Raw genomic sequence first — 24601 nt, 5'->3', positions numbered from 1 at the left:
AAGTGCAGGCTGCTTTTTGCGCTTTCCAAACACCAAAAAGCAGCCTGCACATTGCAAAGGTCGTCTGAAAGCAGCGTTTCAACAAAATTTCCAAACAATATTAGGCATTTTGAGCATGGAAACACGAAAAACAGTCCGCCTAATCCTCCGCCCTTGGGCGCTGACCGATGCCGAAGCGGTTTATGAACAGGCGCGCAACCCTAAAATCGGGGCGATGTGCGGCTGGCATCCTCATGCCAGCGTGTCGGAAAGCCGTGAGATTATTGAACACATCCTCCACAAGCCGCATAGTTTTGCCATTTGCTTGGAAGATAATCAAGCGATAGGCAGCATTGGCCTGCTTTTTCAAGACGATAGCAATCTGCCTCTGAGCGACCATGAAGCGGAAATAGGCTATTGGCTGGGCGAGGTTTTTTGGGGAAAGGGCTATGCAACCGAAGCGGTGCAATCAATTGTCGCTTATGCTTTTGAGGAATTGTCTCTAGTGCGGCTTTGGGCTGGGGCTTATCAGAAAAATATCCCTTCGCAACGCGTGCTGGAGAAATGCGGATTTTATCCTCATCACACTGAAGAACGCTTCTTTTCCAAGCCGACGGGCGAGACGCATAGGGCGGTAATATATGTGTTGGAGAAAGCGTAGTAGTCGGAATGTACTTGTAAAACAACATATCTTGCTTATTTGAGACCATACTAAGCATTAAAAGGGTCGTCTGAAATCAAGTGAACTGGCCCCCAAATCTTGGACACTCATAAAAGCCTTTTCAGGCGCTCTGTGCAAGCTGGGTTCTGTATGCGACAGGACTCAGCTTTTTCAATTTCAGACTGCAACGCTCCCGGTTGTAGTAATCCATATAGTCATCTATCTGTTTCATCAATTCGTCCACCGTCAATTCTCCTGCGTTATAGAAACACTCCGTCTTCAACACCGCAAAGAAGCTTTCCATCGGCGCATTGTCCCAGCAGTTCGCCTTTCGCGACATGCTTTGAACCATGGAATGTTGGGCAAGCAATTCCCTATATCCCGCCGTACGGTACAGCACGCCTTGGTCGGAATGCAGCATCGTTCCTTCGCCGGTCAGCCGGGGCGCGGCTTTTTCAAGCATTTCCTTCACCATTTCGCTGTTAGCATTGCGGCTCATGGCGTAGGCGACGATCTCGCGGTTGAACAAGTCCAAGATTGGCGAGAGGTACAGTTTGCCGTCGCTCCCTTTGAGTTCGGTCACGTCGGTCAGCCATTTTTCGTTGGGCTTTTTGGCTGTGAACCGGCGTTTGAGGAGGTGTTCCGATATTTCGCCCATGGCGGGATGGCGGTAGGCTTTTTTCGCCCGTATTTTGGCTTTCAGCCCCATCTGTTTCATCAACCGCGCCGCTTTTTTGCGGTTCCAATCCAATGCTGCGGCAATGCGCCTTTGTCCGTAGCGTCCTTTATGCCGTTTGTAGGTTTCGACAAGGAGGGCTTTGTCGGCCTCGTCGGGATCGGGTCGATCTTGGTGATGGTAGTAAAAGCTGCTTTTGGGCAGGTGTGCGATGTGCAGCAGGTATTTGAGCGGGTGTTGCGCCCTCAGTGTTTGGACGGTTTGGCTTTGTCCTTTTCGGTCCGCTTTTGGCTGAGGGCTTTTAACTCCTTTAGGTAGGCGACCTCTGCGCGCATATAGCACAACTCTTCGATAAGTTCTGCCTGTGTTTTTTCTTGGTCGGGTTTGTCGGCGATGAAGGGGTTTTTGCGGTGGTCGGTCATGGTTTTGGATTGGGGATGTTCGAGTGCGCCGATGCCGCCTTCCTGATAGGCGCGTATCCATCGTCGCAGATGGGTTCGGGAGATGCCGTAGTGGTCTGCGGTACGCTGTTGGCTGCGTATGTGCAGGTAGTGGAGTACGGCTTGGTATTTGAAGTGTAATGTATATTTGCTCATAAAAAAACTGCACCTTGTGAGTTGGAGGGGATGTGTCCAACTTTTGGGGTGCAGTTCACAAGTTTTCAGACGACCCTTTTAACCAATAAAACTTTACAATAACTTATCTAATTATCGCATATTGCCGATACACCCCTGATTTAAAACTCATTCACTCTGAAGCAATCGCCCCGCCACCAGATACCCAAACCCGCTGCCGATATTTCGAACAGCATTTTTTTGGCTATATAAAGCATTACTTTACAGATTTTTTGATATAATTTTGACCATCCGTTTAGATAAACCGTTGATACTATTCTCCGCGTGTTTTCAGACGGCCTGTCAAAAATACAACTCGCTTTCCAAATAAAAGGCCGCCCGCTCTATGCACGAAACTTTTTCCCTCGCACCCATCGTTATCGTCCTCCTCGTTTCCGTCATTACGGTGATTTATTGCCGTAAATTCAACATTCCTTCCATGCTCGGTTATCTTTTGGTCGGTTTTATCGCCGGTCCGGGTATGTTGAAGCTGATTCCGCAAGGTCATGCCACTGATTATTTGGGTGAAATCGGTATCGTATTCCTGATGTTCAGCATCGGTCTCGAATTCTCCCTACCCAAGCTTAAAGCCATGCGCCGTTTGGTGTTCGGGCTGGGCGGTTTGCAGGTCATTGTAACCATGTTGTCGATTATCGGCATTTTGATGCTGATGGGCGTCAGCTTTAATTGGGCGTTTGCCGCAGCCGGGGCGATGACCATGTCGTCCACGGCAATCGTTAGCCGCATCCTGTCGGAAAAAACCGAATTGGGACAGCCGCACGGTCAAATGGCGATGGGTGTCTTGTTGATGCAGGATATTGCCGTCGTGCCGCTGATGATCCTGATTCCTGCGTTGGGGGGAAATGGCGAAGAAGGTAGCCTGTGGGCGGCGCTCGGTCTTGCCGGATTGAAAATGCTGGTCACGCTGGGCGTATTATTCGTCGTCGGCAGCAAAGTAATGTCGCGCTGGTTCAGAATGGTCGCCAAACGCAAGTCGTCTGAATTGTTTATGATCAACGTCCTGCTGGTAACCTTGGGCGTAGCTTATCTGACCGAACTGGAAGGCTTGTCGATGGCATTGGGCGCATTCGTTGCCGGTATGCTGCTTTCGGAAACGGAATACCGTTTTCAGGTGGAAGATGACATCCGCCCATTCCGCGATATTTTGCTCGGCTTCTTCTTCATCACGGTCGGCATGAAACTGGACATCCAAGCTTTAATCGGCGGCTGGCAGCAGATTCTGATTTTGCTGGCAATTCTGCTGGTATTGAAAGCATTGGTCGTCTTTTTTATCGCCTTGCATATGAAGCATCCGATTGCAGACAGCTTGAAAACAGCCCTCTATTTGGCACAAGGCGGCGAATTTGGCTTTGTGATGTTAAACATCTCCAGCAAAATCAATATGGTGTCGCCCGAGCTGGAGCAGGCAGCTACGGCAGCGATTCTGTTGTCTATGATTATTGCCCCATTTATCTTGGGCAGCAGTGATGCCATCGTCAGCCGTTTTGTCAAATCAAGCTGGGACATGAAGGCATTGGATTTGCACAGCATGTTGGTGGAAACCATGAGCAAATCCGACCACGTCCTGATCATCGGTTTCGGACGCGGCGGTCAGACCGTCGGGCGCGTATTGGCTCAGGAAAACATCCCCTTCTTCGCCCTCGACCTCGATATCGGCAGGGTTCAGGTGGCACGCAATGCAGGCGAACCAGTCTCATTCGGCGATGCCAAACGGCGCGAAGTCTTGGAAGCGGCAGGTTTGGAACGCGCCAAAATGGTGGTCATTACCCTGAACAATATGCACGAAACCCAACATGTTCTCGACAATATTATGTCCCTGCATCCGAGCATGCCCGTGTATGTTCGGGCAACCAATGACGATTACGTTAAAACCTTTACAGACATGGGCGCGGAAGAAGCTGTATCCGATACCAAAGAAACCAGCCTGGTACTGGCAAGCTACGCCATGCTGGGCAATGGCGCGACCTTCAACCATGTTTATCAAACCATTGCCAACATCCGACACAGCCGCTACGCCTCTTTGGAAGGCTTGTTTGTCGGCAGTGATGATGAAAATGGATTTGACGACGGAGGCAAATCAGTCTGCCGCCACGCCTTCCCTCTGACAGGCGAAGCCCACGCCATCGGCAAGACTATTCGTGATTTGCCTTTGGATCACGCAGGTATCAAACTGCTATTCATCCGCCGCAATACAAGCAGAATAGAAAATCCTGACTTGGATTTGCAGTTGCAACCGAATGATATTTTAGTCGTCGCAGGCAAACAAGAGGAAATTATTTCTTTTGAAAACTGGAGTTTGCAAGGAAATACTTAATACACTAAAAAATAAAGCTTGCACAGCGGATGCTTTTTTGATTTAATAGCGTCTTCGCAAACGCAGCGACAAGGGTGATTAGCTCAGTTGGTAGAGCGTCTGCCTTACAAGCAGAATGTCGGCGGTTCGACTCCGTCATCACCCACCAAGTTTCCTTTCATTGTTGCAAAACAATGATGCGCGGTGGTAGCTCAGTTGGTTAGAGTACCGGCCTGTCACGCCGGGGGTCGCGGGTTCGAGCCCCGTCCGCCGCGCCAAATTTCAAAATACTGACATTGTCGGTATTTTTTATTTTCGGGTGATTAGCTCAGTTGGTAGAGCGTCTGCCTTACAAGCAGAATGTCGGCGGTTCGACTCCGTCATCACCCACCAAGTTTCCTTTCATTGTTGCAAAACAATGATGCGCGGTGGTAGCTCAGTTGGTTAGAGTACCGGCCTGTCACGCCGGGGGTCGCGGGTTCGAGCCCCGTCCGCCGCGCCAAATTTGAAAAATACCGGCTTTTGCCGGTATTTTTTTGTGCGTAAGAAACGAATGTAGAAAAAGAGCGGTATTTAGTTTTTCAGACGACCTGTATTAGGAAGGTCGTCTGAAAATCTTCAATCAGCATTCTCATCGCGTTCATCATACTTTCTCAGAAAAATCACTGTCCAAATTAAGCTGATTAAAATACTGCCAAAAAAGGCAATCTCAAAAAAAACAACCAAATCCCCGAGACAACCGACCCCGCAATTTCCGCTATTGTCGCTCAGAAAAGCATTAATATAAGCGACGACATAAAGAATTGCCACAAACTCAGGAATAGCCATCAACCAAATACCTAAAACATTCAACCATTTCATCAGCGTTTTTCAACCTCGTTTTTTAGCGTTTAGGCAGTATATATGACGGTATGACAGAAGACAATGCATCAGCGATGACCGCATACAGACTGAACAGCCCGAATGCCGAAAAAGAAAAGATTCTGCACCTCTTCTACTCCATCATCTGAAGGAGAATCAAAGAGGAAAAAATCCAATAATAAAATGCCGCAAAACCTGCCGCTTTCAGACGACCTTATCAGACTGTTGAGACTTAACCCAATCTGCAGTTACTGCTTCGATAACTACATGAAGGCAGGTCTCAAATTACTGATTTTTTTTCTTGAAGGAATTGATTAAAGTTTAAAAAAAAGCTATTCAATGCCATTTCTTCATCGTAATAGAGGGAAAATAGCAATAGACCTTTTGCGAAAGTATCCTGAAGATTTACAATTCCCAAATGAAATACGAAAACCTCATCCAAAGAAGCGACAGGGAATTCAAACGGCTCACAGGTGTAACGCCCGTCCTTTTTCACGAAATGCTGAAAGTCACCACAGAAGCAGAAAGCCGGAAGGTCAAGTCAGGCAGGCCGCATACGCTCAGCTTGGCAGACCAACTGCTGCTTACCCTGAGCTATCTGCGTCATTACCATACCCAACTCGAATTGGCCGCCATCTACGGCCTTTCTGAAAGTAATGTCTGCCGCACCATCCGTAAAACCGAGGACGCCCTCATCCGTTGCAAACGCTTTTCCCTGCCAAAACACAAGAATCCGGGCGATCAAACGGTCATCATTGACGTTACCGAAAGCCCGATTGAACGTCCCAAAAAAACAGCGGCAGTATTACAGCGGCAAGAAAAAGCGGCACACGGTTAAAATCCAGGTCATATACGGCAGAGAAACTGAAAAAATCATCAGCATCCGGACGGGGATGGGTGCTCAGCATGACATGCGTTTAGCCAAGAGGCACCTTGCAGAGCTTTATCCCTACAAAATAGTCATTGCGGATAAGGGTTATCAAGGATTGGCTAAAACCGGATTACAGACCCCGAAAAAGAAATCCAAACATCATCCGCTGAACAAACAGGATAAAGAGGCGAACAGGCGGTTAGGCAAACTCAGAACCGTCATCGAGCACATCAACAGGAAACTGAAGATATTCAAAATCTTGTCGCTGCCTTACCGCAACAGGCGGAAACGGTTCGGGTTAAGGGTAAATCTGATTGCAGGACTGGTTAATGCGATGGGATGAATATTTTCGCAAGAGGTCTAATTTATCCCATGAAACGCTATATCGATCAATGTTGAACTTTGCTTGAATCCAGTCTGTAAATTCTATCAGTATTTCTGAATTATCTGTTTGTTTAGGATTTCTAAAATGCCAACCATCTAGAAAGGCTTTTAAGCAAAAAATACTATTGCGTCCAATATACATTGCCGGCCTTTTTTCTATTTCTAAAATAAGCTTTACAATGTTATTTTGCATTTTTAGTCTTTCTTAAAAAACCACCGAATGCTTCATAATCTTTCTTCGTAAACTCTGCGAACAGCATTTACTCTGCCCCGCCGCACTACAAGATTCATATCCCATTTCTTTTTGAAAGGTCGTCTGAAAACGAAATTCACGAAGTAAATTACCGTTTACCCCTAAAAAAACCCCTCTTCCCGCAAAAATTTCTCCAACTTCTCCGCAAATATCCTATACCCCGCCGCGTTGGCGTGTATTTGGTCGGATTTCAACTTTTCATCACTCAAAATCTCAGACCATGCGCCGCCGAACAACGGAATTTTGTATTGTTCGGCAAGCTCTTGATAAAGCGGATGATCGCTCAAATGGCCGAACAATGCGCCGACGCTCAAGTGCGGTACGCCCACCAAGACGGCGGGAATATTTTCTTTCTGCACGGTTTCGATGATTTCGGCAATATTGGCGCGGGTTTCGGCTTCGGGCAATTTGCGCAGGAAATCGTTACCGCCTATGCTGATAATCACAAGCTTGGTTTTGCGTTGCAACAGCGCAGGCAGGCGCGACAGGGCTTGTGCGGAGGTATCGCCGGAAATGCCGCCATTGATGATTTCCCAACCGGTCAGTTTTTGCAATTGCGCAGGATAGGATTCGGCAGGACTCGCGCCGTAGCCGTAGGTCAACGAGTCACCCAAAGCGAGTACGGTATTGCCTGCGGCAATTTTCGTCTGCTTCTTGCCGGATTTACCGCCGCAAGCTGCAAGCAGCAAAACGCTTGTGTAAGTAAGAAATTTTCTTCGTGTGAGCATATTTTGTTTCTGATTTTCTAAAGTATTACGGAAGCTGCTACGTTAATTTTGCACATCTTCATCTTCAAACCGAAAGCTGATTGGAATGTTAACCTGTGACCAAACAGGTTTTCCGTTTTCTACGCTAGGCAGAAAAATATTTCCCATTACACCTTTCCTTGCCGCATTATCCAACCTGCGGAAACGCGAACTTTCCACCACCTTAACGCTGTCCAATTTACCCTCCGGCGAAACTACGGCCCCCAATATAACTGTACCCTCTTCCCCTTTTTCCTCCGACAACGGAGGATAGGGTATGGAGGTCATCTGACGGTACATACCGCCTTTATAGTTGTCATTTTCACCATAGAGCAAGTAAATATGTTCCGCATAAGACGGAACGTTTTGACACACACTCTGCACCTCGCCGTTTGCATCGGTTTGATTAGAGCAAGTTTTAGCAGGTTCATATCGCTTCGGACGATTCTGCGCCAATGCAGCTTTGCACAATGCGCTTCCTGCCGACTGATCTCGGCACACTGCGCCATCAACCCTGCCTTTTTCATTAATGACGGACAACACCGGCAACACGCCGCCCCTACGCCCGTCAGGTGTCGGAACAACCGCAACCTGTGGCTTTACCGCCTGCGGACGTTTCAAGATTTCTTCGACAGGCGGCAGTTTTTTGTCCGACATGGTGGAACATGCAGTCAGAAGAGTGGATAGCATCAAAAGTGTTAAAGCGGATGGTTTGAACATGTTCATTTTTTGTTTTCTTTATGTTTGATAATTTATCTTGTGGCGTGATTAAAAAGATTATGACATAGAAAATATGAAAAAGCTGAATTTCAAAGCACAAAGTCTGCCTTAAGGTCGTCTGAAAACAGTTATAGTGGATTAACTTTAAACCAGTACGGCGTTGCCTCGCCTTGCCGTACTATCTGTACTGTCTGCAGCTTCGTCGCCTTGTCCTGATTTAAATTTAATCCACTATATTTCTGAAACCAGCAAAGTAAGTTGCCTCAAAACCCGTTTTCAGACGACGGCGGATTCGCATTTGAAGTGCAACTTTCCATAACAGAAAAAGGCCAGCATGCGGTAGCATACGGCCTTTCCTGCAAGAAAGATTGCCATGAGCTACACACAACTGACCCAAGACGAACGATACCATATCCAATACCTGTCCCGCCACTGCACCGTCACCGAAATCGCCAAACAGCTTAACCGCCACAAAAGCACCATCAGTCGCGAAATCAGACGGCACCGCACCCAAGGGCAGCAATACAGCGCCGAAAAAGCCCAACGGCAAAGCCGGACTATCAAACAGCGTAAGCGAAAGCCCTATAAGCTCGATTCGCAGCTGATTCAACACATCGACACCCTTATCCGCCGCAAACTCAGTCCCGAACAAGTATGCGCCTACCTGCGCAAACACCACGGGATCACACTCCATCACAGCACCATTTACCGCTACCTCCGCCAAGACAAAAGCAACGGCGGCACCTTGTGGCAACATCTCAGAATATGCAGCAAACCCTACCGCAAACGCTACGGCAGCACATGGACCAGAGGCAAAGTGCCCAACCGCGTCGGCATAGAAAACCGACCCGCCATCGTCGACCAGAAAACCCGCATCGGTGATTGGGAAGCCGACACCATTGTCGGCAAAGGACAGAAAAGCGCATTACTGACCTTGGTCGAACGCGTTACCCGCTACACCATCATCTGCAAATTGGATAGCCTCAAAGCCGAAGACACTGCCCAGGCAGCCATTAGGGTATTAGTATTAAAGGCACATAAAGCCAGAGTCCACACCATCACCATGGATAACGGCAAAGAGTTCCACCAGCACACCAAAATAGCCAAAGCATTGAAGGCGGAAACCTATTTTTGCCGCCCTTACCATTCGTGGGAGAAAGGGCTGAATGAGAACATCAACGGACTCATCCGACAATATTTCCCCAAACAAACCGATTTCCGAAACATCAGTGATCGGGAGATACGCAGGGTTCAAGATGAGTTGAACCACCGGCCAAGAAAAACACTTGGCTACGAAACGCCAAGTGTTTTATTCTTGAATCTGTTCAAACCACTGATACACTAGTGTTGCACTTGAAATCCGAATCCAAGCCTGCCTGAAATCAACAAAAGGTCGTCTGAAAACTGATTTTCAGACGACCTTTTTGCTTGTTGGAGAGAGTCAGTTGTAAGGCAAGGCTGGATATTCAACCCGCTATTGGCTGCCCAACCAGTCATCGCGGGTTTGTTTGGCTTCTTCAAAATAACGGTATAACGCGTCGCGGTTTTCTTGTTCGAGGATACGCTCCAGCTCGGAAAGCTGGTCGTGCAGTCCGGCAATCAGCTTGATCAGGCTGTTTTTATTGTCCAGGCAGATGTCCGTCCAAATGGCGGGATGGCTGGAAGCGATGCGGGTAAAGTCTCGGAAACCGCTGGCGGCAAATTTCAAATATTCCTGTCCGTCCGGATGGTCGGCGATTTGATGGACATAGGCAAAAGCGGTCAAATGCGGCATATGGGAAACCGCGGCAAACACGGCATCGTGTTCTTCCGCGCTCATTTCAAACGTCTGCGCGCCGACCGCCTGCCACAGGCTTTTTATCAGGGCGATGCCTTCAGGGCGCTCTTGTCCGTGTGTGGTAATAATCAGTTTTTTATCTTGATACAACCCGAATTGCGCCGCCAACGCGCCGCTGCGGTCAGAGCCTGCGATGGGGTGCGCGGCGATACAGTGTGAAATCCGCTCGGACAGATATTGGCGGAAAGCGGCGATGGCTGTCCGCTTGGTGCTGCCCACATCGGACACATAAGCCCTGGGCGCAAGCAGCGGCGCAATGGCTTGGCAGATGGTCGGCAGCGTGGAAACCGGCGTGGCAATCAACACCAAATCGGCATGGCTGATGCTTTCGGTGTTGATTTCCGTAAACGCTTTATCAATCACCCGACGCTCAAGCGCACGGTCGAGATTGTCGCGGTCGAGATCAATGCCGGTCACGGTTTGCACCCGTCCCAATCGTTTGAGGTCCAGAACGAAAGAGCCGCCTATCAGTCCGACGCCGATAAGGGTAATGTGTTGGAGCGGGGCGTTTAGTGTCATGGCGGATGTGTAAGGCGGTAGATAAAGGAAAGGTCGTCTGAAAACGTGCCGAAGACTATGATTTGCTTCCAAACCTGTAAAACCTTATTGGAACACCAATCCTGCCTGCGGCTTGGGCTATTATAGTGAATCGGTCTCGTTCCAGCCACAACCCTGTCAGGCAGCCGATCAGCCCGCAGGCGTTTTCAGGATGGAACAATCTTCCGCGATATCAAAATATTTTGCATACACCGCCCATCCTAAATCAATATTTTTTAAGAAAATCAAAGCAAACCGGTTGCGCTCATTCACCCTCGAAACCGTTTGTACAGAAACAGTTTTCCAAACCTTGCGTTCCGTTTTACAATTGAGAGCCATTCTTGAACCAGGTCGTCTGAAAGTACCGTATGTCACTTGCACAACCCAAACGTATCCTCGTCATCAAACTGCGCCATCATGGTGACGTATTGCTCAGTACGCCGGTCGTCGATGCAATCAAACAACATTTTCCCGAGTGCGAAGTCGATATGCTGGTTTATCAGGAAACCGCCGACATCATCCGCGACAATCCCCAAATCGCCCAAATTTTCACCATTGACCGCCAATGGAAAAAGCAAGGCATGGGCAAACAATTCAAACACGAAAAAGACCTCTTCCGCCAACTGAAAGCGCGTCAATACGATTGGGCATTCAACCTCTCCGACCAATGGCGTGCCGCCATCATTGCCAAATTCTGCTCAAAATGCAGCGTCGGCTTCAACTGCATCAAACGCGACAACGCCGCATGGCGCTGGTGTCACGACTTTCTCAACCCCGATATGGGCACGACCAAACATATCGTCGAAACCCATCTGGGCATACTGCCGCCGCTTATCCGTCCGGAAGATCTTTCATACGCCAAAGTCCGCATGAGCATCGCCCCTGATGTCCGCAACAGTATGGAACAAAAATTGCGCGAACAAGGCTGGCAAGGCGAAGACTACGTCTTACTGCATCCGGGCGCGCGTTGGCTGTTCAAATGCTGGGAAGACGGCAAAAACGCCGCTCTCGTCCAGCTTCTGTTGAACCACGGACACAACGTCGTCCTGACCGCCTCCCCCAGTCCCGTCGAACACGACATGATCGAAGCCATCTTAGGTCGTCTGAAAATACCGGAAGGCAGCAAAGTGTGGGTATTGTCCGGCTCCCTGACCTTGCGCGAACTTGCCGCCGCGATAGACCGCGCCAAACTGTTTATCGGCGTCGATTCCGTTCCCATGCACATCGCCGCCGCGCTCGACAAACCGCAAATCGCCCTATTCGGCGCGACTTGGTTGGGCATATGGCATCCTTACTCGCTCAATGCCGAAGTGATATGGGCGGGCGATTATACCGAGCTTCCCCACCCCGACAGCATCAATACCGACAGTCCCGAACGCCTCCTGAAAGCCATTCCTCTGGAAGAAGTATGGAACCGCGTTTCCGCCAAACTCGAAAAAATTGACCAAGCGAAAACACACGCAGCAATAGAATAATCCCTGCTTCGGTATCAATAAGCGGTTGCCTATAAATAAGGTAGAGGTCTTTGCAAAATTAACTCCAACAGAATTTCACCCTATTCCTACATCTCAAGAGAACACCTAAGATTTATCCAAACATCCTGAAACCTTAACGGACGTGAACGCGCTATTTGGCGGGGACGTAGTCGGCATAGTGCGCCAGCAATGCAGTCGTTTCCAATAAAGAGCGTTCTCACAACGCATACTAAGACAGTATTGCAGCCCGCAACCTTTTCAGACGACCTTGGATTCGGATTTCAAGTGCAACACTAGTGTATCAGTGGTTTGAACAGCTTCAAGAATAAAACACTTGGCGTTTCGTAGCCAAGTGTTTTTCTTGGCCGGTGGTTCAACTCATCTTGAACCCTGCGTATCTCCCGATCACTGATGTTTCGGAAATCGGTTTGCTTGGGGAAATATTGTCGGATGAGTCCGTTGGTGTTTTCATTCAGACCTTTCTCCCACGAATGGTAAGGGCGGCAAAAATAGGTTTCCGCCTTCAATGCTTTGGCTATTTTGGTGTGCTGGTAGAACTCTTTGCCGTTATCCATGGTGATGGTGTGGACTCTGGCTTTATGTGCCTTTAATACTAATACCCTAATGGCTGCCTGGGCAGTGTCTTCGGCTTTGAGGCTATCCAATTTGCAGATGATGGTGTAGCGGGTAACGCGTTCGACCAAGGTCAGTAATGCGCTTTTCTGTCCTTTGCCGACAATGGTGTCGGCTTCCCAATCACCGATGCGGGTTTTCTGGTCGACGATGGCGGGTCGGTTTTCTATGCCGACGCGGTTGGGTACTTTGCCTCTGGTCCATGTGCTGCCGTAGCGTTTGCGGTAGGGTTTGCTGCATATTCTGAGGTGTTGCCACAAAGTGCCGCCGTTGCTTTTGTCTTGGCGGAGGTAGCGGTAAATGGTGCTGTGATGGAGTGTGATCCCGTGGTGTTTGCGCAGGTAGGCGCATACTTGTTCGGGACTGAGTTTGCGGCGGATAAGGGTGTCGATGTGTTGAATCAGCTGCGAATCGAGCTTATAGGGCTTTCGCTTACGCTGTTTGATAGTCCGGCTTTGCCGTTGGGCTTTCTCGGCGTTGTATTGCTGCCCTTGGTTGCAGTGCCGCTTGATTTCGCGGCTGATGGTGCTTTTGTGGCGGTTAGAGACCTTTGCAAAATTCCCCAAAATCCCCTAAATTCCCATCAAGACATTTAGGGGATTTTCCATGAGCACCTTCTTCCAGCAAACCGCACAAGCCATGATTGCCAAACACATCGACCGCTTCCCGCTATTGAAGTTGGATCAGGTGATTGATTGGCAGCCGATCAAACAATACCTGAATCGTCAAAGAACCCGTTACCTTAGAGACCACCGCGGCCGTCCCGCCTATCCCCTGTTGTCCATGTTCAAAGCCGTCCTGCTCGGACAATGGCACAGCCTCTCCGATCCCGAACTCGAACACAGCCTCATCACCCGCATCGATTTCAACCTGTTTTGCCGTTTTGACGAACTGAGCATCCCCGATTACAGCACCTTATGCCGCTACCGTAACTGGCTGGCGCAAGACGACACCCTGTCCGAATTGCTGGAACTGATTAACCGACAACTGACCGAAAAAGGCCTAAAAGTAGAGAAAGCATCCGCCGCCGTCATTGATGCCACCATTATTCAGACTGCCGGCAGCAAACAGCGTCAGGCCATAGAAGTCGACGAGGAAGGACAAGTCAGCGGACAAACCACACCGAGTAAGGACAAAGATGCCCGTTGGACAAAGAAAAACGGCCTCTACAAACTCGGTTACAAACAACATACCCGTACCGATGAGGAAGGCTATATCGAGAAACTGCACATCACTCCTGCCAATACCCATGAGTGCAACCATCTGTCCCCTTTGTTGGAAGGCATTGCCGAAGGTACGACCGTCTATGCCGACAAAGGCTACGACAGTGAGGAAAACCGGCAACATCTGAAAGAGCATCAGTTGTTAGACGGCATTATGCGCAAAGCCCACCGCAACCGTCCGCTGACGGAAGCGCAAACCAAACGTAACCGGTATTTGTCGAAGACCCGTTATGTGGTGGAACAAAGCTTCGGTACGCTGCACCGTAAATTCCGCTATGCGCGGGCAGCCTATTTCGGACTGCTCAAAGTGAGTGCGCAAAGCCATCTGAAGGCGATGTGTTTGAACCTGTTGAAAGCGGCTAACAGGCTAAGTGTGCCTGTTGCTGCCTAAAAGGTGGCCCGGATGCCTGAATTATCGGGTATCCGGGGGGGATTAAGGGGATATTTGGGTAAAATTAGGAGTGATTTGGGGGGGCGGAAATAGACGAAAACCTGTGTTTGGGTTTCGGCTGTCGGGGGAAGGGCTTTTTTGCAAAGATCTCGGTTAAGCTGTTTCGCGATTTCGGCGATGGTGCAGTGGCGTGACAGGTATTGGATGTGGTATCGCTCGTCTTGGGTCAGTTGTGTGTAGCTCATGGCAATCTTTCTTGCAGGAAAGGCCGTATGCTACCGCATACTGGCCTTTTTCTGTTATGGAAAGTTGCACTTCAAATGCGAATCCGCCGACCTATTCTTCCTCCCCAATCCATCCGTATGCCTCCGTCTATCCCGTTCTGACGGTGAATGAAACAAGAACAGTCACGACGTCATACCTGCCCGACACGAAGGCCGCCCGAATCCCCGAGGGTTTCGGACGGCCTTTTATCACGCGGTCTGTTGCGCACATTCCCGTTTGGGAGGGTGTTCAGGTTTATTTTTTAGCGGCAGGCACGGCGGCTTTGTTTTTAGCGGCCGGGGCGACGGTTGCCTCCGCCTTCAGTTTGGAGAAGATGCCCTCACCGATACCTTTGACGTTTTTCAACTCCTCGACCGATTTGAAGGCACCATGTTGCTGACGGTAGTCCACAATGGCTTTGGCTTTGGCAGGGCCGATACCGGGCAGGGCTTCCAACTCGGACGGGGAAGCGGTATTGATGTTGACGGCGGCCAGAGACAGCGAAGCGGTCAGCAGGGAGAGGGCGGCAAAGAGGAATTTTTTCATAAGAAGGTACTCCATAGTTTGTGAATGCGGATGATGCCTGTGTGTGCGGCACCGTAAAATAGTTGGCTATCATATCCGTCTTACCGTTTCCGTTCAAACGATACCTGAAGATTTCTTAGTTTACTATCTCTTTATGTATTGATTCTGCAACATCCCTATTCTACCCGCACCCTCCCAATCCGTCACATTTACCCGCTGCGCCATCGTCGCACCCGCCTATCTCCACTCGTGAGCAAGTAAGCCATAGCAAGAAGGCAAGAAACAGCAATGACGAGTTTCAAGTAAAGGTATGAATAAAATATGAGGTAAAAGTAAAAGCCCCCGACATCTGTCGGGGGCTTAGAATAGGTGTTTGGCAGTGACCTACTTTCGCATGGAAGAACCACACTATCATCGGCGCTGAGTCGTTTCACGGTCCTGTTCGGGATGGGAAGGCGTGGGACCAACTCGCTATGGCCGCCAAACTTAAACTGTACAAATCGGTAAAGCCTTAATCAATATATTCGGTGATGACTGAATCAGTCAGTAAGCTTTTTATTTGAAGTTCTTCAAATGATAGAGTCAAGCCTCACGAGCAATTAGTATGGGTTAGCTTCACGCGTTACCGCGCTTCCACACCCCACCTATCAACGTCCTGGTCTCGAACGACTCTTTAGTGCGGTTAAACCGCAAGGGAAGTCTCATCTTCAGGCGAGTTTCGCGCTTAGATGCTTTCAGCGCTTATCTCTTCCGAACTTAGCTACCCGGCTATGCAACTGGCGTTACAACCGGTACACCAGAGGTTCGTCCACTCCGGTCCTCTCGTACTAGGAGCAGCCCCCGTCAAACTTCCAACGCCCACTGCAGATAGGGACCAAACTGTCTCACGACGTTTTAAACCCAGCTCACGTACCACTTTAAATGGCGAACAGCCATACCCTTGGGACCGACTACAGCCCCAGGATGTGATGAGCCGACATCGAGGTGCCAAACTCCGCCGTCGATATGAACTCTTGGGCGGAATCAGCCTGTTATCCCCGGAGTACCTTTTATCCGTTGAGCGATGGCCCTTCCATACAGAACCACCGGATCACTATGTCCTGCTTTCGCACCTGCTCGACTTGTCGGTCTCGCAGTTAAGCTACCTTTTGCCATTGCACTATCAGTCCGATTTCCGACCGGACCTAGGTAACCTTCGAACTCCTCCGTTACTCTTTGGGAGGAGACCGCCCCAGTCAAACTGCCTACCATGCACGGTCCCCGACCCGGATTACGGGTCTGGGTTAGAACCTCAAAGACACCAGGGTGGTATTTCAAGGACGGCTCCACAGAGACTGGCGTCTCTGCTTCAAAGCCTCCCACCTATCCTACACAAGTGACTTCAAAGTCCAATGCAAAGCTACAGTAAAGGTTCACGGGGTCTTTCCGTCTAGCAGCGGGTAGATTGCATCTTCACAACCACTTCAACTTCGCTGAGTCTCGGGAGGAGACAGTGTGGCCATCGTTACGCCATTCGTGCGGGTCGGAACTTACCCGACAAGGAATTTCGCTACCTTAGGACCGTTATAGTTACGGCCGCCGTTTACTGGGGCTTCGATCCGATGCTCTCACATCTTCAATTAACCTTCCAGCACCGGGCAGGCGTCACACCCTATACGTCCACTTTCGTGTTAGCAGAGTGCTGTGTTTTTAATAAACAGTCGCAGCCACCTATTCTCTGCGACCCTCCGAGGCTTACGGAGCAAGTCCTTAACCTTAGAGGGCATACCTTCTCCCGAAGTTACGGTATCAATTTGCCGAGTTCCTTCTCCCGAGTTCTCTCAAGCGCCTTAGAATTCTCATCCTGCCCACCTGTGTCGGTTTGCGGTACGGTTCGATTCAAACTGAAGCTTAGTGGCTTTTCCTGGAAGCGTGGTATCGGTTACTTCATGTCCGTAGACACTCGTCGTCACTTCTCGGTGTTAAGAAGACCCGGATTTGCCTAAGTCTTCCACCTACCGGCTTAAACAAGCTATTCCAACAGCTTGCTAACCTAACCTTCTCCGTCCCCACATCGCATTTGAATCAAGTACAGGAATATTAACCTGTTTCCCATCGACTACGCATTTCTGCCTCGCCTTAGGGGCCGACTCACCCTACGCCGATGAACGTTGCGTAGGAAACCTTGGGCTTTCGGCGAGCGGGCTTTTCACCCGCTTTATCGCTACTCATGTCAACATTCGCACTTCTGATACCTCCAGCACACTTTACAATGCACCTTCATCGGCCTACAGAACGCTCCCCTACCATACCAGTAAACTGGCATCCGCAGCTTCGGTTATAGATTTGAGCCCCGTTACATCTTCCGCGCAGGACGACTCGACCAGTGAGCTATTACGCTTTCTTTAAATGATGGCTGCTTCTAAGCCAACATCCTGGCTGTCTGGGCCTTCCCACTTCGTTTACCACTTAATCTATCATTGGGGACCTTAGCTGGCGGTCTGGGTTGTTTCCCTCTTGACAACGGACGTTAGCACCCGCTGTCTGTCTCCCGAGGAACCACTTGATGGTATTCTTAGTTTGCCATGGGTTGGTAAGTTGCAATAACCCCCTAGCCATAACAGTGCTTTACCCCCATCAGTGTCTTGCTCGAGGCACTACCTAAATAGTTTTCGGGGAGAACCAGCTATCTCCGAGTTTGTTTAGCCTTTCACCCCTATCCACAGCTCATCCCCGCATTTTGCAACATGCGTGGGTTCGGTCCTCCAGTACCTGTTACGGCACCTTCAACCTGGCCATGGATAGATCACTCGGTTTCGGGTCTACACCCAGCAACTGTTCGCCCTATTAAGACTCGGTTTCCCTACGCCTCCCCTATTCGGTTAAGCTCGCTACTGAATGTAAGTCGTTGACCCATTATACAAAAGGTACGCAGTCACACCACAAGGGTGCTCCCACTGTTTGTATGCATCAGGTTTCAGGTTCTATTTCACTCCCCTCCCGGGGTTCTTTTCGCCTTTCCCTCACGGTACTGGTTCACTATCGGTCGATGATGAGTATTTAGCCTTGGAGGATGGTCCCCCCATATTCAGACAGGATTTCACGTGTCCCGCCCTACTTTTCGTACGCTTAGTACCACCATTGAGATTTCGAATACGGGACTATCACCCACTATGGTCAAGCTTCCCAGCTTGTTCTTCTATCTCGACAGTTATTACGTACAGGCTCCTCCGCGTTCGCTCGCCACTACTTGCGGAATCTCGGTTGATTTCTTTTCCTCCGGGTACTTAGATGGTTCAGTTCTCCGGGTTCGCTTCTCTAAGTCTATGTATTCAACTTAGGATACTGCACAGAATGCAGTGGGTTTCCCCATTCGGACATCGCGGGATCATAGCTTTATTGCCAGCTCCCCCACGCTTTTCGCAGGCTTACACGTCCTTCGTCGCCTATCATCGCCAAGGCATCCACCTGATGCACTTATTCACTTGACTCTATCATTTCAAGAACTTCTCTGACTTTGCCTGACATTCCGTTGACGAGAACATCAAACTTGAATTTCCTACTCTGATAAAGCTTACTGCTTGTTGTGTCTTAATCCCGCCTTTTGTCTTTCGGGATTAAGTCGATACAATCATCACCCAAATACTGTACCTGTTTTTCTTTTCCTATCCAGGAGACAACTGACCGTTTGCAATCGGTCAATCATCAAAAACAGATACATTGTCTTTGTTTGTTGATTTCGGCTTTCCAATTTGTTAAAGATCGATGCGTTCAATATTGCTATTTACTTCGCAAATCAAAATGAGCTGATTATTATAGCAGCCTTTCTTTTTCCGTCAAACTGATTCACAATCAGACTTCTCTTTAGAAAAAAAGAAAGCAGTTACACTGCCTTTTTAACTCGCTTTGATTTGGAAAGTATTGGTGGAGGCAAACGGGATCGAACCGATGACCCCCTGCTTGCAAAGCAGGTGCTCTACCAACTGAGCTATGCCCCCGTTCTTGGTGGGTCTGGGAGGACTTGAACCTCCGACCCCACGCTTATCAAGCGTGTGCTCTAACCAGCTGAGCTACAAACCCGGATTCTCTTCTTAAGCGAATCTTGTCTTCACTCAAGCATTTTTCCGCATCTTCTACAGTTTACCGATAAGTGTGAATACGACAGCCTCTTCTTTCTCTAGAAAGGAGGTGATCCAGCCGCAGGTTCCCCTACGGCTACCTTGTTACGACTTCACCCCAGTCATGAAGCATACCGTGGTAAGCGGGCTCCTTGCGGTTACCCTACCTACTTCTGGTATCCCCCACTCCCATGGTGTGACGGGCGGTGTGTACAAGACCCGGGAACGTATTCACCGCAGTATGCTGACCTGCGATTACTAGCGATTCCGACTTCATGCACTCGAGTTGCAGAGTGCAATCCGGACTACGATCGGTTTTGTGAGATTGGCTCCACCTCGCGGCTTGGCTACCCTCTGTACCGACCATTGTATGACGTGTGAAGCCCTGGTCATAAGGGCCATGAGGACTTGACGTCATCCCCACCTTCCTCCGGCTTGTCACCGGCAGTCTCATTAGAGTGCCCAACTTAATGATGGCAACTAATGACAAGGGTTGCGCTCGTTGCGGGACTTAACCCAACATCTCACGACACGAGCTGACGACAGCCATGCAGCACCTGTGTTACGGCTCCCGAAGGCACCCCTCCGTCTCTGGAGGGTTCCGTACATGTCAAGACCAGGTAAGGTTCTTCGCGTTGCATCGAATTAATCCACATCATCCACCGCTTGTGCGGGTCCCCGTCAATTCCTTTGAGTTTTAATCTTGCGACCGTACTCCCCAGGCGGTCGATTTCACGCGTTAGCTTCGCTACTAAGCAGTCAAGCTGCCCAACAGCTAATCGACATCGTTTAGGGCGTGGACTACCAGGGTATCTAATCCTGTTTGCTACCCACGCTTTCGGGCATGAACGTCAGTGTTATCCCAGGAGGCTGCCTTCGCCATCGGTATTCCTCCACATCTCTACGCATTTCACTGCTACACGTGGAATTCTACCTCCCTCTGACACACTCTAGTCACCCAGTTCAGAACGCAGTTCCCAGGTTGAGCCCGGGGATTTCACATCCTGCTTAAGTAACCGTCTGCGCCCGCTTTACGCCCAGTAATTCCGATTAACGCTCGCACCCTACGTATTACCGCGGCTGCTGGCACGTAGTTAGCCGGTGCTTATTCTTCAGGTACCGTCATCAGACAGGGGTATTAACCCCGCCCTTTTCTTCCCTGACAAAAGTCCTTTACAACCCGAAGGCCTTCTTCAGACACGCGGCATGGCTGGATCAGGCTTGCGCCCATTGTCCAAAATTCCCCACTGCTGCCTCCCGTAGGAGTCTGGGCCGTGTCTCAGTCCCAGTGTGGCGGATCATCCTCTCAGACCCGCTACTGATCGTCGCCTTGGTAGGCCTTTACCCCACCAACTAGCTAATCAGATATCGGCCGCTCAAACAGCGCAAGGCCAAATGGTCCCCTGCTTTCTTCCTCAGAAAATATGCGGTATTAGCTAATCTTTCGATTAGTTATCCCCCACTGCTCGGTACGTTCCGATATATTACTCACCCGTTCGCCACTCGCCACCCAAGAAGCAAGCTTCTCTGTGCTGCCGTCCGACTTGCATGTGTAAAGCATGCCGCCAGCGTTCAATCTGAGCCAGGATCAAACTCTTATGTTCAATCTCTAACTTTTTTAACTTCTGGTCTGCTTCAAAGAAACCGACAGGACAATGTCTAAAACATCATCTTGTCTGTCTTTCAAACAGTGTGAGGCTGTCGCACTCACACTTATCGGTAATCTGTTTTGTTAAAGAGCAAAAACGAATTATAAAGCATTTCAAATCATTGTCAATCAAAACTTTTCACAAAACCTCGAAAAATCAGACCAACTGTGATATACTTACCTGTTCGTTCAACCACCGCCGAAGCAGCGAAGAACCGAACTATACCCCTCCCCTCAAAACCCGTCAACTCCTAAACAACAAAAAATTCCGCAAAACCTAACAACAACCTGAAATACAAAGACTTTTACTTCAAAATATTCTCAAACCAAACTCAATCAACATCAAAGGTCGTCTGAAATCCCTTTCAGACGACCTTTTTCACTATTTACCACGCATCAATTCAAAAAACTCATCATTGTTTTTGGAATCTTTGAGTTTGCCCACCAAAAATTCGGTGGCCTCGATTTCGTCCATCGGATGCAGGAATTTGCGCAAGAGCCACATGCGCTGCAACTGGTCGTTCGGCACCAGCAACTCTTCACGACGCGTGCCGGATTTGTTGATATTGATGGCGGGGAACAGGCGTTTTTCTGCCATGCGGCGGTCGAGGTGCAGTTCCATATTGCCCGTGCCTTTAAATTCTTCGTAAATCACGTCGTCCATGCGACTGCCGGTTTCCACCAGAGCGGTGGCGATGATGGTAAGCGAACCGCCTTCTTCTACATTGCGCGCTGCGCCGAAGAAGCGTTTGGGGCGATGGAGGGCATTGGCATCTACGCCGCCGGTCAGGATTTTGCCGGAAGTGGGTACAACGGTATTGTAAGCGCGGGCGAGACGGGTAATCGAGTCAAGTAGGATGACCACGTCTTTTTTGTGTTCCACCATACGCTTGGCTTTTTCAATCACCATTTCCGCCACTTGGACATGGCGTTGCGCCGGTTCGTCGAAGGTGGAGGAAACCACTTCGCCGCGCACGGAACGGCTCATTTCGGTAACCTCTTCCGGACGCTCGTCAATCAACAAGACAATGAGTTCGACATCGGGATAGTTGGCGGTAATCGCGTGGGCGATGTTTTGCAGCATCACGGTCTTACCGGTTTTCGGCGGCGCAACCAAAAGGGCACGTTGTCCGCGACCGATAGGGGAAACTAAATCAATGGCGCGGCCGGTAAGGTTTTCTTCGGCTTTAATGTCGCGCTCAAGTTTGAATTGCTTGGTGGGGAAAAGCGGGGTGAGGTTTTCGAAGAGGATTTTGTGTTTGCAGACTTCGGGATGATCGCCGTTGATGCTGTCGAGGCGGACGAGGGCGAAATAGCGTTCGTTGTCTTTGGGTACGCGTACGCTGCCTTCGATGGTGTCGCCCGTATGCAGGTTGAAGCGGCGGATTTGCGTGGGCGAGACGTAGATGTCGTCAGGACCCGCGAGGTAGGAAGTATCTGCGCTGCGTAAAAAGCCGAAGCCGTCGGGTAGGATTTCGAGCGTGCCGGAGCAGGTAAAGCTTTCACCCTGCTTCATCTTTTGGCGGACGATGGCGAATACGAGGTCTTGTTTGCGGAAACGGTTGGCGTTTTCAATGCCGTGTTCTTCTGCCATTTCCAAAAGTTTGGAAATGTGTAGAGTTTGTAGTTCTGAAACGTGCATGATTTTTGACAGTTGTATTGAAAAAGAATGGGATTCGGAAGACAGAGGTCGTCTGAAAAGAATGCTGTACGGAATGTACGGTGATTTTTGAGAAACCTGAATTGTAGGCAGTCGGAGGACAGGTGTCAAATTTAGGCGGAGAAAGGTTTGTATGGCATAGGTTTTGTTGCATGGTTGACAACAAAAATTATAACAGGTCGTCTGAAAAATACATTTCAGACGACCTGTTATAAAGCAATAATAATTTTTCTACTATTTAGCGTTTATTCAGATAACCCTCGGGGAAGATGCTGCGATATGAGGTGTATAGACCGATTGCCATTATAGAATAAGGAACTGTGAAGACAGAACCAAATAAAATCGTAAGAAGGGTGAAAACTTCCCATATTTGCTGCTCTCCTCCTGCGCCTAACAGTTGTCCTCCCGCACCCAATACAAAAATAATTGGTATAGCAAATAATGTCATTACCAAAGAAAATGCCATAATAACGCCAAACCAAATCAAGCTATATACCAGAAACGCAGGGATATTGCAAAAACAGGCATTTAAGCTAACCTTAATGGCGGCAACCGGTCTGACGTCCTCCAACATGACCAAAGCAGGAGTCAACCAAAACATCATAGAACCAATGCTAATGACCATCAGCATTATAATGGACACAAGCGACTCTCCCATCGGCAACATCTCTAGAGCGGAGAGATTTCCTTTCGTAAGCAACATGATAGGAATAACAGCAACCAACGCAAGAAACAGTATCGCAACTATACTCATCAGCATAAGAACTAGGAACGAACCGATCTTTTTAGTTGAAAAACCTGCAAACAAACTACCGAAGTTAAAATTCGTACCTTGTGCGGTTTGATGTGCCAGCAGCACAACACCACCTAGGAAACAATAGCTTCCCCAATATACAAACAGATTGATGATCACTTCGCGTATGACTATACCTAAGGACAATTGATTGAAGGTCATAGGCTGGCTGCCTTCTGCTGCATAACTGGACAACAAACCCAAAGCAATTGGGATAAGGAAGAACAAAACCATTGCCCCTATCCATTTCAATTTGTATTTATTAAAAATACGCCATGATTCGGCAAACCAATTTACCCCTTCACTTGCACGCAAACGTTTGGGTTGATTAACAGGGCTATTGGATACAGCAATATGTTGCGGAGGCTGCAAAGTTTCCATAAAAATAATTTCCAAATTTACGAATGAGAAAAATTATCATTATATCATAAACCATAGGTTTATTTATTGAGCTTTTTTGACAATAGGTCGTCTGAAATCTTTTCAGACGACCCCGTTTATAACCACACAACCCTTTCTTCTTTGGAAGTTTGATAAATGACCACACCCGCAACCAAAGACCCTCTCGGTTCTACATGGATGATTGTTGCCGCACTCGGCTTTACCGTCATGAACGTGTGCATCAAAGCAGCGGCGGCGAAATTCGGCTTCAACAGTGGCGAACTGGTATTTTGGCGTATGAGTTTTGCCGCCATCGTCTTAGGCATAATGGCAAAAGCACGGGGTGACACCTTTGCTACGCCACACTGGAAAACCCACCTCAACCGCAGCGTTGTCGGCACAGCCGCTATGTTTTGTCTGTTTTATGCCGTCATGCACCTACCGCTGGCAACGGGGGTAACCTTAAGCTACACCTCTTCGATTTTTCTGGCGGTATTTTCATTTTTCATCCTGAAAGAACGGATTGCACTTTATACGCAGACAATATTGGTCTTTGGTTTTCTCGGTGTCGTCCTATTGCTGAACCCTTCGTTCAAAGGCGGACAGGAAATTGCCGCACTAGCAGGCTTGGCGGGAGGAGCTATGTCAGGTTGGGCGTATTTGCAAGTGCGCGAACTGTCGTTGCTCGGCGAGCCGGGTTGGCGGGTGGTGTTTTATTTTTCGATAACCGGTGTCGTCATGGCGTCGGTTTGGGCAACTTTGACCGGCTGGCACAGCATCCCTCTCTCCGCCCTGCCCTATCTTTTCTGCATCGGGCTTGCAGCCATGCTTGCCCAACTTTCAATGACCCGCGCCTATAAAGTCGGCAACAAATTCACCGTCGCCTCTCTTTCTTATCTGACCGTCGTCTTTTCCGCCCTGTCGGGCATGATATTTTTGGGCGATACCGTCACTTGGCAGGAAACCTTTGGTATGATTATTATTGTCACAAGCGGCATATTGAGCAGCATCCGGCCGGTTTCGATTAAAAAGTGGTTTACCAAAACAAGCTGACCATT

The 24601-nt window shown here is 49.1% G+C and carries 16 protein-coding genes, 6 tRNA genes, 3 rRNA genes and 2 pseudogenes; 11 read left to right on the top strand and 16 right to left on the bottom strand.

All coding sequences use genetic code 11. The features are described from left to right. The first annotated feature begins 16 nt into the window (after positions 1–16). Positions 17–640 carry a GNAT family N-acetyltransferase gene (locus ACMYUL_RS09795; RefSeq protein WP_415770257.1) on the top strand — a complete coding sequence of 208 codons (624 nt, stop codon included), beginning with the start codon at positions 17–19 and terminating at the stop codon, positions 638–640. A 121-nt stretch (positions 641–761) separates the two neighbouring features. On the opposite strand, the gene ACMYUL_RS09790 is transcribed toward ACMYUL_RS09795, so the two are convergent. Beyond that, positions 762–1658 (bottom strand): IS3 family transposase, encoded by an 897-nt coding sequence (locus ACMYUL_RS09790; protein ID WP_415770255.1) that lies wholly within the window; start codon positions 1656–1658, stop codon positions 762–764. Continuing rightward, positions 1562–1912, bottom strand: a complete 351-nt coding sequence (locus ACMYUL_RS09785) for a helix-turn-helix domain-containing protein (RefSeq protein ID WP_308862247.1) — start codon at positions 1910–1912, stop codon at positions 1562–1564. The genes ACMYUL_RS09790 and ACMYUL_RS09785 overlap by 97 nt, the downstream gene beginning before the upstream one ends. A 364-nt stretch (positions 1913–2276) precedes the next feature. Between ACMYUL_RS09785 and ACMYUL_RS09780 the strand changes: the two genes are divergently transcribed. The 5 genes from ACMYUL_RS09780 (at position 2277) to ACMYUL_RS09760 (ending at position 4746) form a co-directional block, all read left to right on the top strand. Continuing rightward, positions 2277–4265 (top strand): cation:proton antiporter, encoded by a 1989-nt coding sequence (locus ACMYUL_RS09780; RefSeq protein ID WP_415770253.1) that lies wholly within the window; start codon positions 2277–2279, stop codon positions 4263–4265. A gap of 72 nt (positions 4266–4337) precedes the next feature. After that, positions 4338–4413: transfer RNA gene (locus ACMYUL_RS09775), tRNA-Val, on the top strand. A gap of 32 nt (positions 4414–4445) precedes the next feature. Beyond that, positions 4446–4522 (top strand) — tRNA-Asp (locus tag ACMYUL_RS09770). Between the two features lie 39 nt (positions 4523–4561). After that, a tRNA-Val gene (locus ACMYUL_RS09765) sits at positions 4562–4637 on the top strand. A gap of 32 nt (positions 4638–4669) precedes the next feature. Continuing rightward, a tRNA-Asp gene (locus ACMYUL_RS09760) sits at positions 4670–4746 on the top strand. 116 nt (positions 4747–4862) lie between these two features. Here the strand turns inward: ACMYUL_RS09760 and ACMYUL_RS09755 are convergent. Beyond that, positions 4863–5105 carry a sodium:glutamate symporter gene (locus ACMYUL_RS09755; RefSeq protein ID WP_342032277.1) on the bottom strand — a complete coding sequence of 81 codons (243 nt, stop codon included), beginning with the start codon at positions 5103–5105 and terminating at the stop codon, positions 4863–4865. Between the two features lie 418 nt (positions 5106–5523). Here ACMYUL_RS09755 and ACMYUL_RS09750 point away from each other — a divergent pair. Continuing rightward, positions 5524–6319 (top strand): IS5 family transposase gene (locus ACMYUL_RS09750; RefSeq protein ID WP_415769999.1). Its coding sequence is split into 2 segments (ribosomal slippage): positions 5524–5889 and positions 5891–6319, totalling 795 coding nucleotides; the frame shifts between segments, so codons are not numbered across the junction. 395 nt (positions 6320–6714) lie between these two features. Here the strand turns inward: ACMYUL_RS09750 and ACMYUL_RS09745 are convergent. Both ACMYUL_RS09745 and ACMYUL_RS09740 read right to left on the bottom strand, forming a co-directional pair. Further along, positions 6715–7341: an arylesterase gene (locus ACMYUL_RS09745; RefSeq protein WP_070513437.1), complete on the bottom strand. Its 627-nt coding sequence runs from the start codon at positions 7339–7341 to the stop codon at positions 6715–6717. A 42-nt stretch (positions 7342–7383) separates the two neighbouring features. After that, positions 7384–8085, bottom strand: coding sequence for an energy transducer TonB (locus tag ACMYUL_RS09740; RefSeq protein WP_415770250.1), 702 nt, complete (start codon positions 8083–8085; stop codon positions 7384–7386). Positions 8086–8452: 367 nt separating this feature from the next. On the opposite strand from ACMYUL_RS09740, the gene ACMYUL_RS09735 reads away from it, so the two are divergent. After that, positions 8453–9424, top strand: a complete 972-nt coding sequence (locus ACMYUL_RS09735) for an IS30 family transposase (RefSeq protein ID WP_415770249.1) — start codon at positions 8453–8455, stop codon at positions 9422–9424. A gap of 129 nt (positions 9425–9553) precedes the next feature. Here ACMYUL_RS09735 and ACMYUL_RS09730 read toward each other — a convergent pair whose 3' ends face one another. Then, a complete protein-coding gene (locus ACMYUL_RS09730; RefSeq protein WP_415770247.1) occupies positions 9554–10435 on the bottom strand; it encodes a prephenate dehydrogenase in 882 nt (293 codons plus the stop codon). A gap of 386 nt (positions 10436–10821) precedes the next feature. Between ACMYUL_RS09730 and rfaQ the strand changes: the two genes are divergently transcribed. After that, a complete protein-coding gene (gene rfaQ / locus ACMYUL_RS09725) occupies positions 10822–11928 on the top strand; it encodes a putative lipopolysaccharide heptosyltransferase III (RefSeq protein ID WP_070512670.1) in 1107 nt (368 codons plus the stop codon). A 293-nt stretch (positions 11929–12221) separates the two neighbouring features. Here the strand turns inward: rfaQ and ACMYUL_RS09720 are convergent. Then, positions 12222–13115: pseudogene (locus ACMYUL_RS09720) on the bottom strand (IS30 family transposase); the annotation flags it as partial. A 52-nt stretch (positions 13116–13167) separates the two neighbouring features. Between ACMYUL_RS09720 and ACMYUL_RS09715 the strand changes: the two are divergent. Further along, positions 13168–14175 carry an IS5 family transposase gene (locus tag ACMYUL_RS09715; protein WP_415770245.1) on the top strand — a complete coding sequence of 336 codons (1008 nt, stop codon included), beginning with the start codon at positions 13168–13170 and terminating at the stop codon, positions 14173–14175. A gap of 149 nt (positions 14176–14324) precedes the next feature. Here the strand turns inward: ACMYUL_RS09715 and ACMYUL_RS09710 are convergent. The 9 genes and pseudogenes from ACMYUL_RS09710 to ACMYUL_RS09670 all read right to left on the bottom strand — a co-directional run. Continuing rightward, positions 14325–14420 (bottom strand): annotated as a pseudogene (locus tag ACMYUL_RS09710) (helix-turn-helix domain-containing protein); the annotation flags it as partial. Positions 14421–14694: 274 nt separating this feature from the next. After that, complete coding sequence (locus ACMYUL_RS09705) at positions 14695–14985, bottom strand: ComEA family DNA-binding protein (RefSeq protein WP_415770243.1); 291 nt, start codon at positions 14983–14985, stop codon at positions 14695–14697. A gap of 350 nt (positions 14986–15335) precedes the next feature. Then, positions 15336–15449: ribosomal RNA gene (gene rrf, locus ACMYUL_RS09700) — 5S ribosomal RNA — on the bottom strand. Positions 15450–15542: 93 nt separating this feature from the next. Next, positions 15543–18434, bottom strand: a 23S ribosomal RNA gene (locus ACMYUL_RS09695). Between the two features lie 431 nt (positions 18435–18865). Continuing rightward, positions 18866–18941: transfer RNA gene (locus ACMYUL_RS09690), tRNA-Ala, on the bottom strand. A 5-nt stretch (positions 18942–18946) separates the two neighbouring features. Next, positions 18947–19023, bottom strand: a tRNA-Ile gene (locus tag ACMYUL_RS09685). Between the two features lie 101 nt (positions 19024–19124). Beyond that, positions 19125–20665: ribosomal RNA gene (locus ACMYUL_RS09680) — 16S ribosomal RNA — on the bottom strand. The 16S, 23S and 5S rRNA genes sit together here with 2 tRNA genes alongside, the layout of an rRNA operon. Before the next feature lie 426 nt (positions 20666–21091). After that, entirely contained in the window at positions 21092–22351 is a 1260-nt protein-coding gene (rho, locus tag ACMYUL_RS09675; protein WP_415770241.1) for a transcription termination factor Rho, read from the bottom strand. 256 nt (positions 22352–22607) lie between these two features. Beyond that, positions 22608–23543, bottom strand: coding sequence for a hypothetical protein (locus ACMYUL_RS09670; protein ID WP_415770239.1), 936 nt, complete (start codon positions 23541–23543; stop codon positions 22608–22610). A gap of 156 nt (positions 23544–23699) precedes the next feature. Here ACMYUL_RS09670 and ACMYUL_RS09665 point away from each other — a divergent pair, with 156 nt between their 5' ends. Continuing rightward, positions 23700–24596: a DMT family transporter gene (locus ACMYUL_RS09665; RefSeq protein WP_415770237.1), complete on the top strand. Its 897-nt coding sequence runs from the start codon at positions 23700–23702 to the stop codon at positions 24594–24596. Positions 24597–24601 lie beyond the last annotated feature (5 nt).

Source organism: Neisseria sp. CP9, assembly GCF_047758525.1.
Taxonomy (GTDB): Bacteria; Pseudomonadota; Gammaproteobacteria; order Burkholderiales; family Neisseriaceae; genus Neisseria.
The sequence above is the reverse complement of the archived record's forward strand: the minus strand, read 5'-3'. Positions and strand labels throughout refer to the sequence as shown.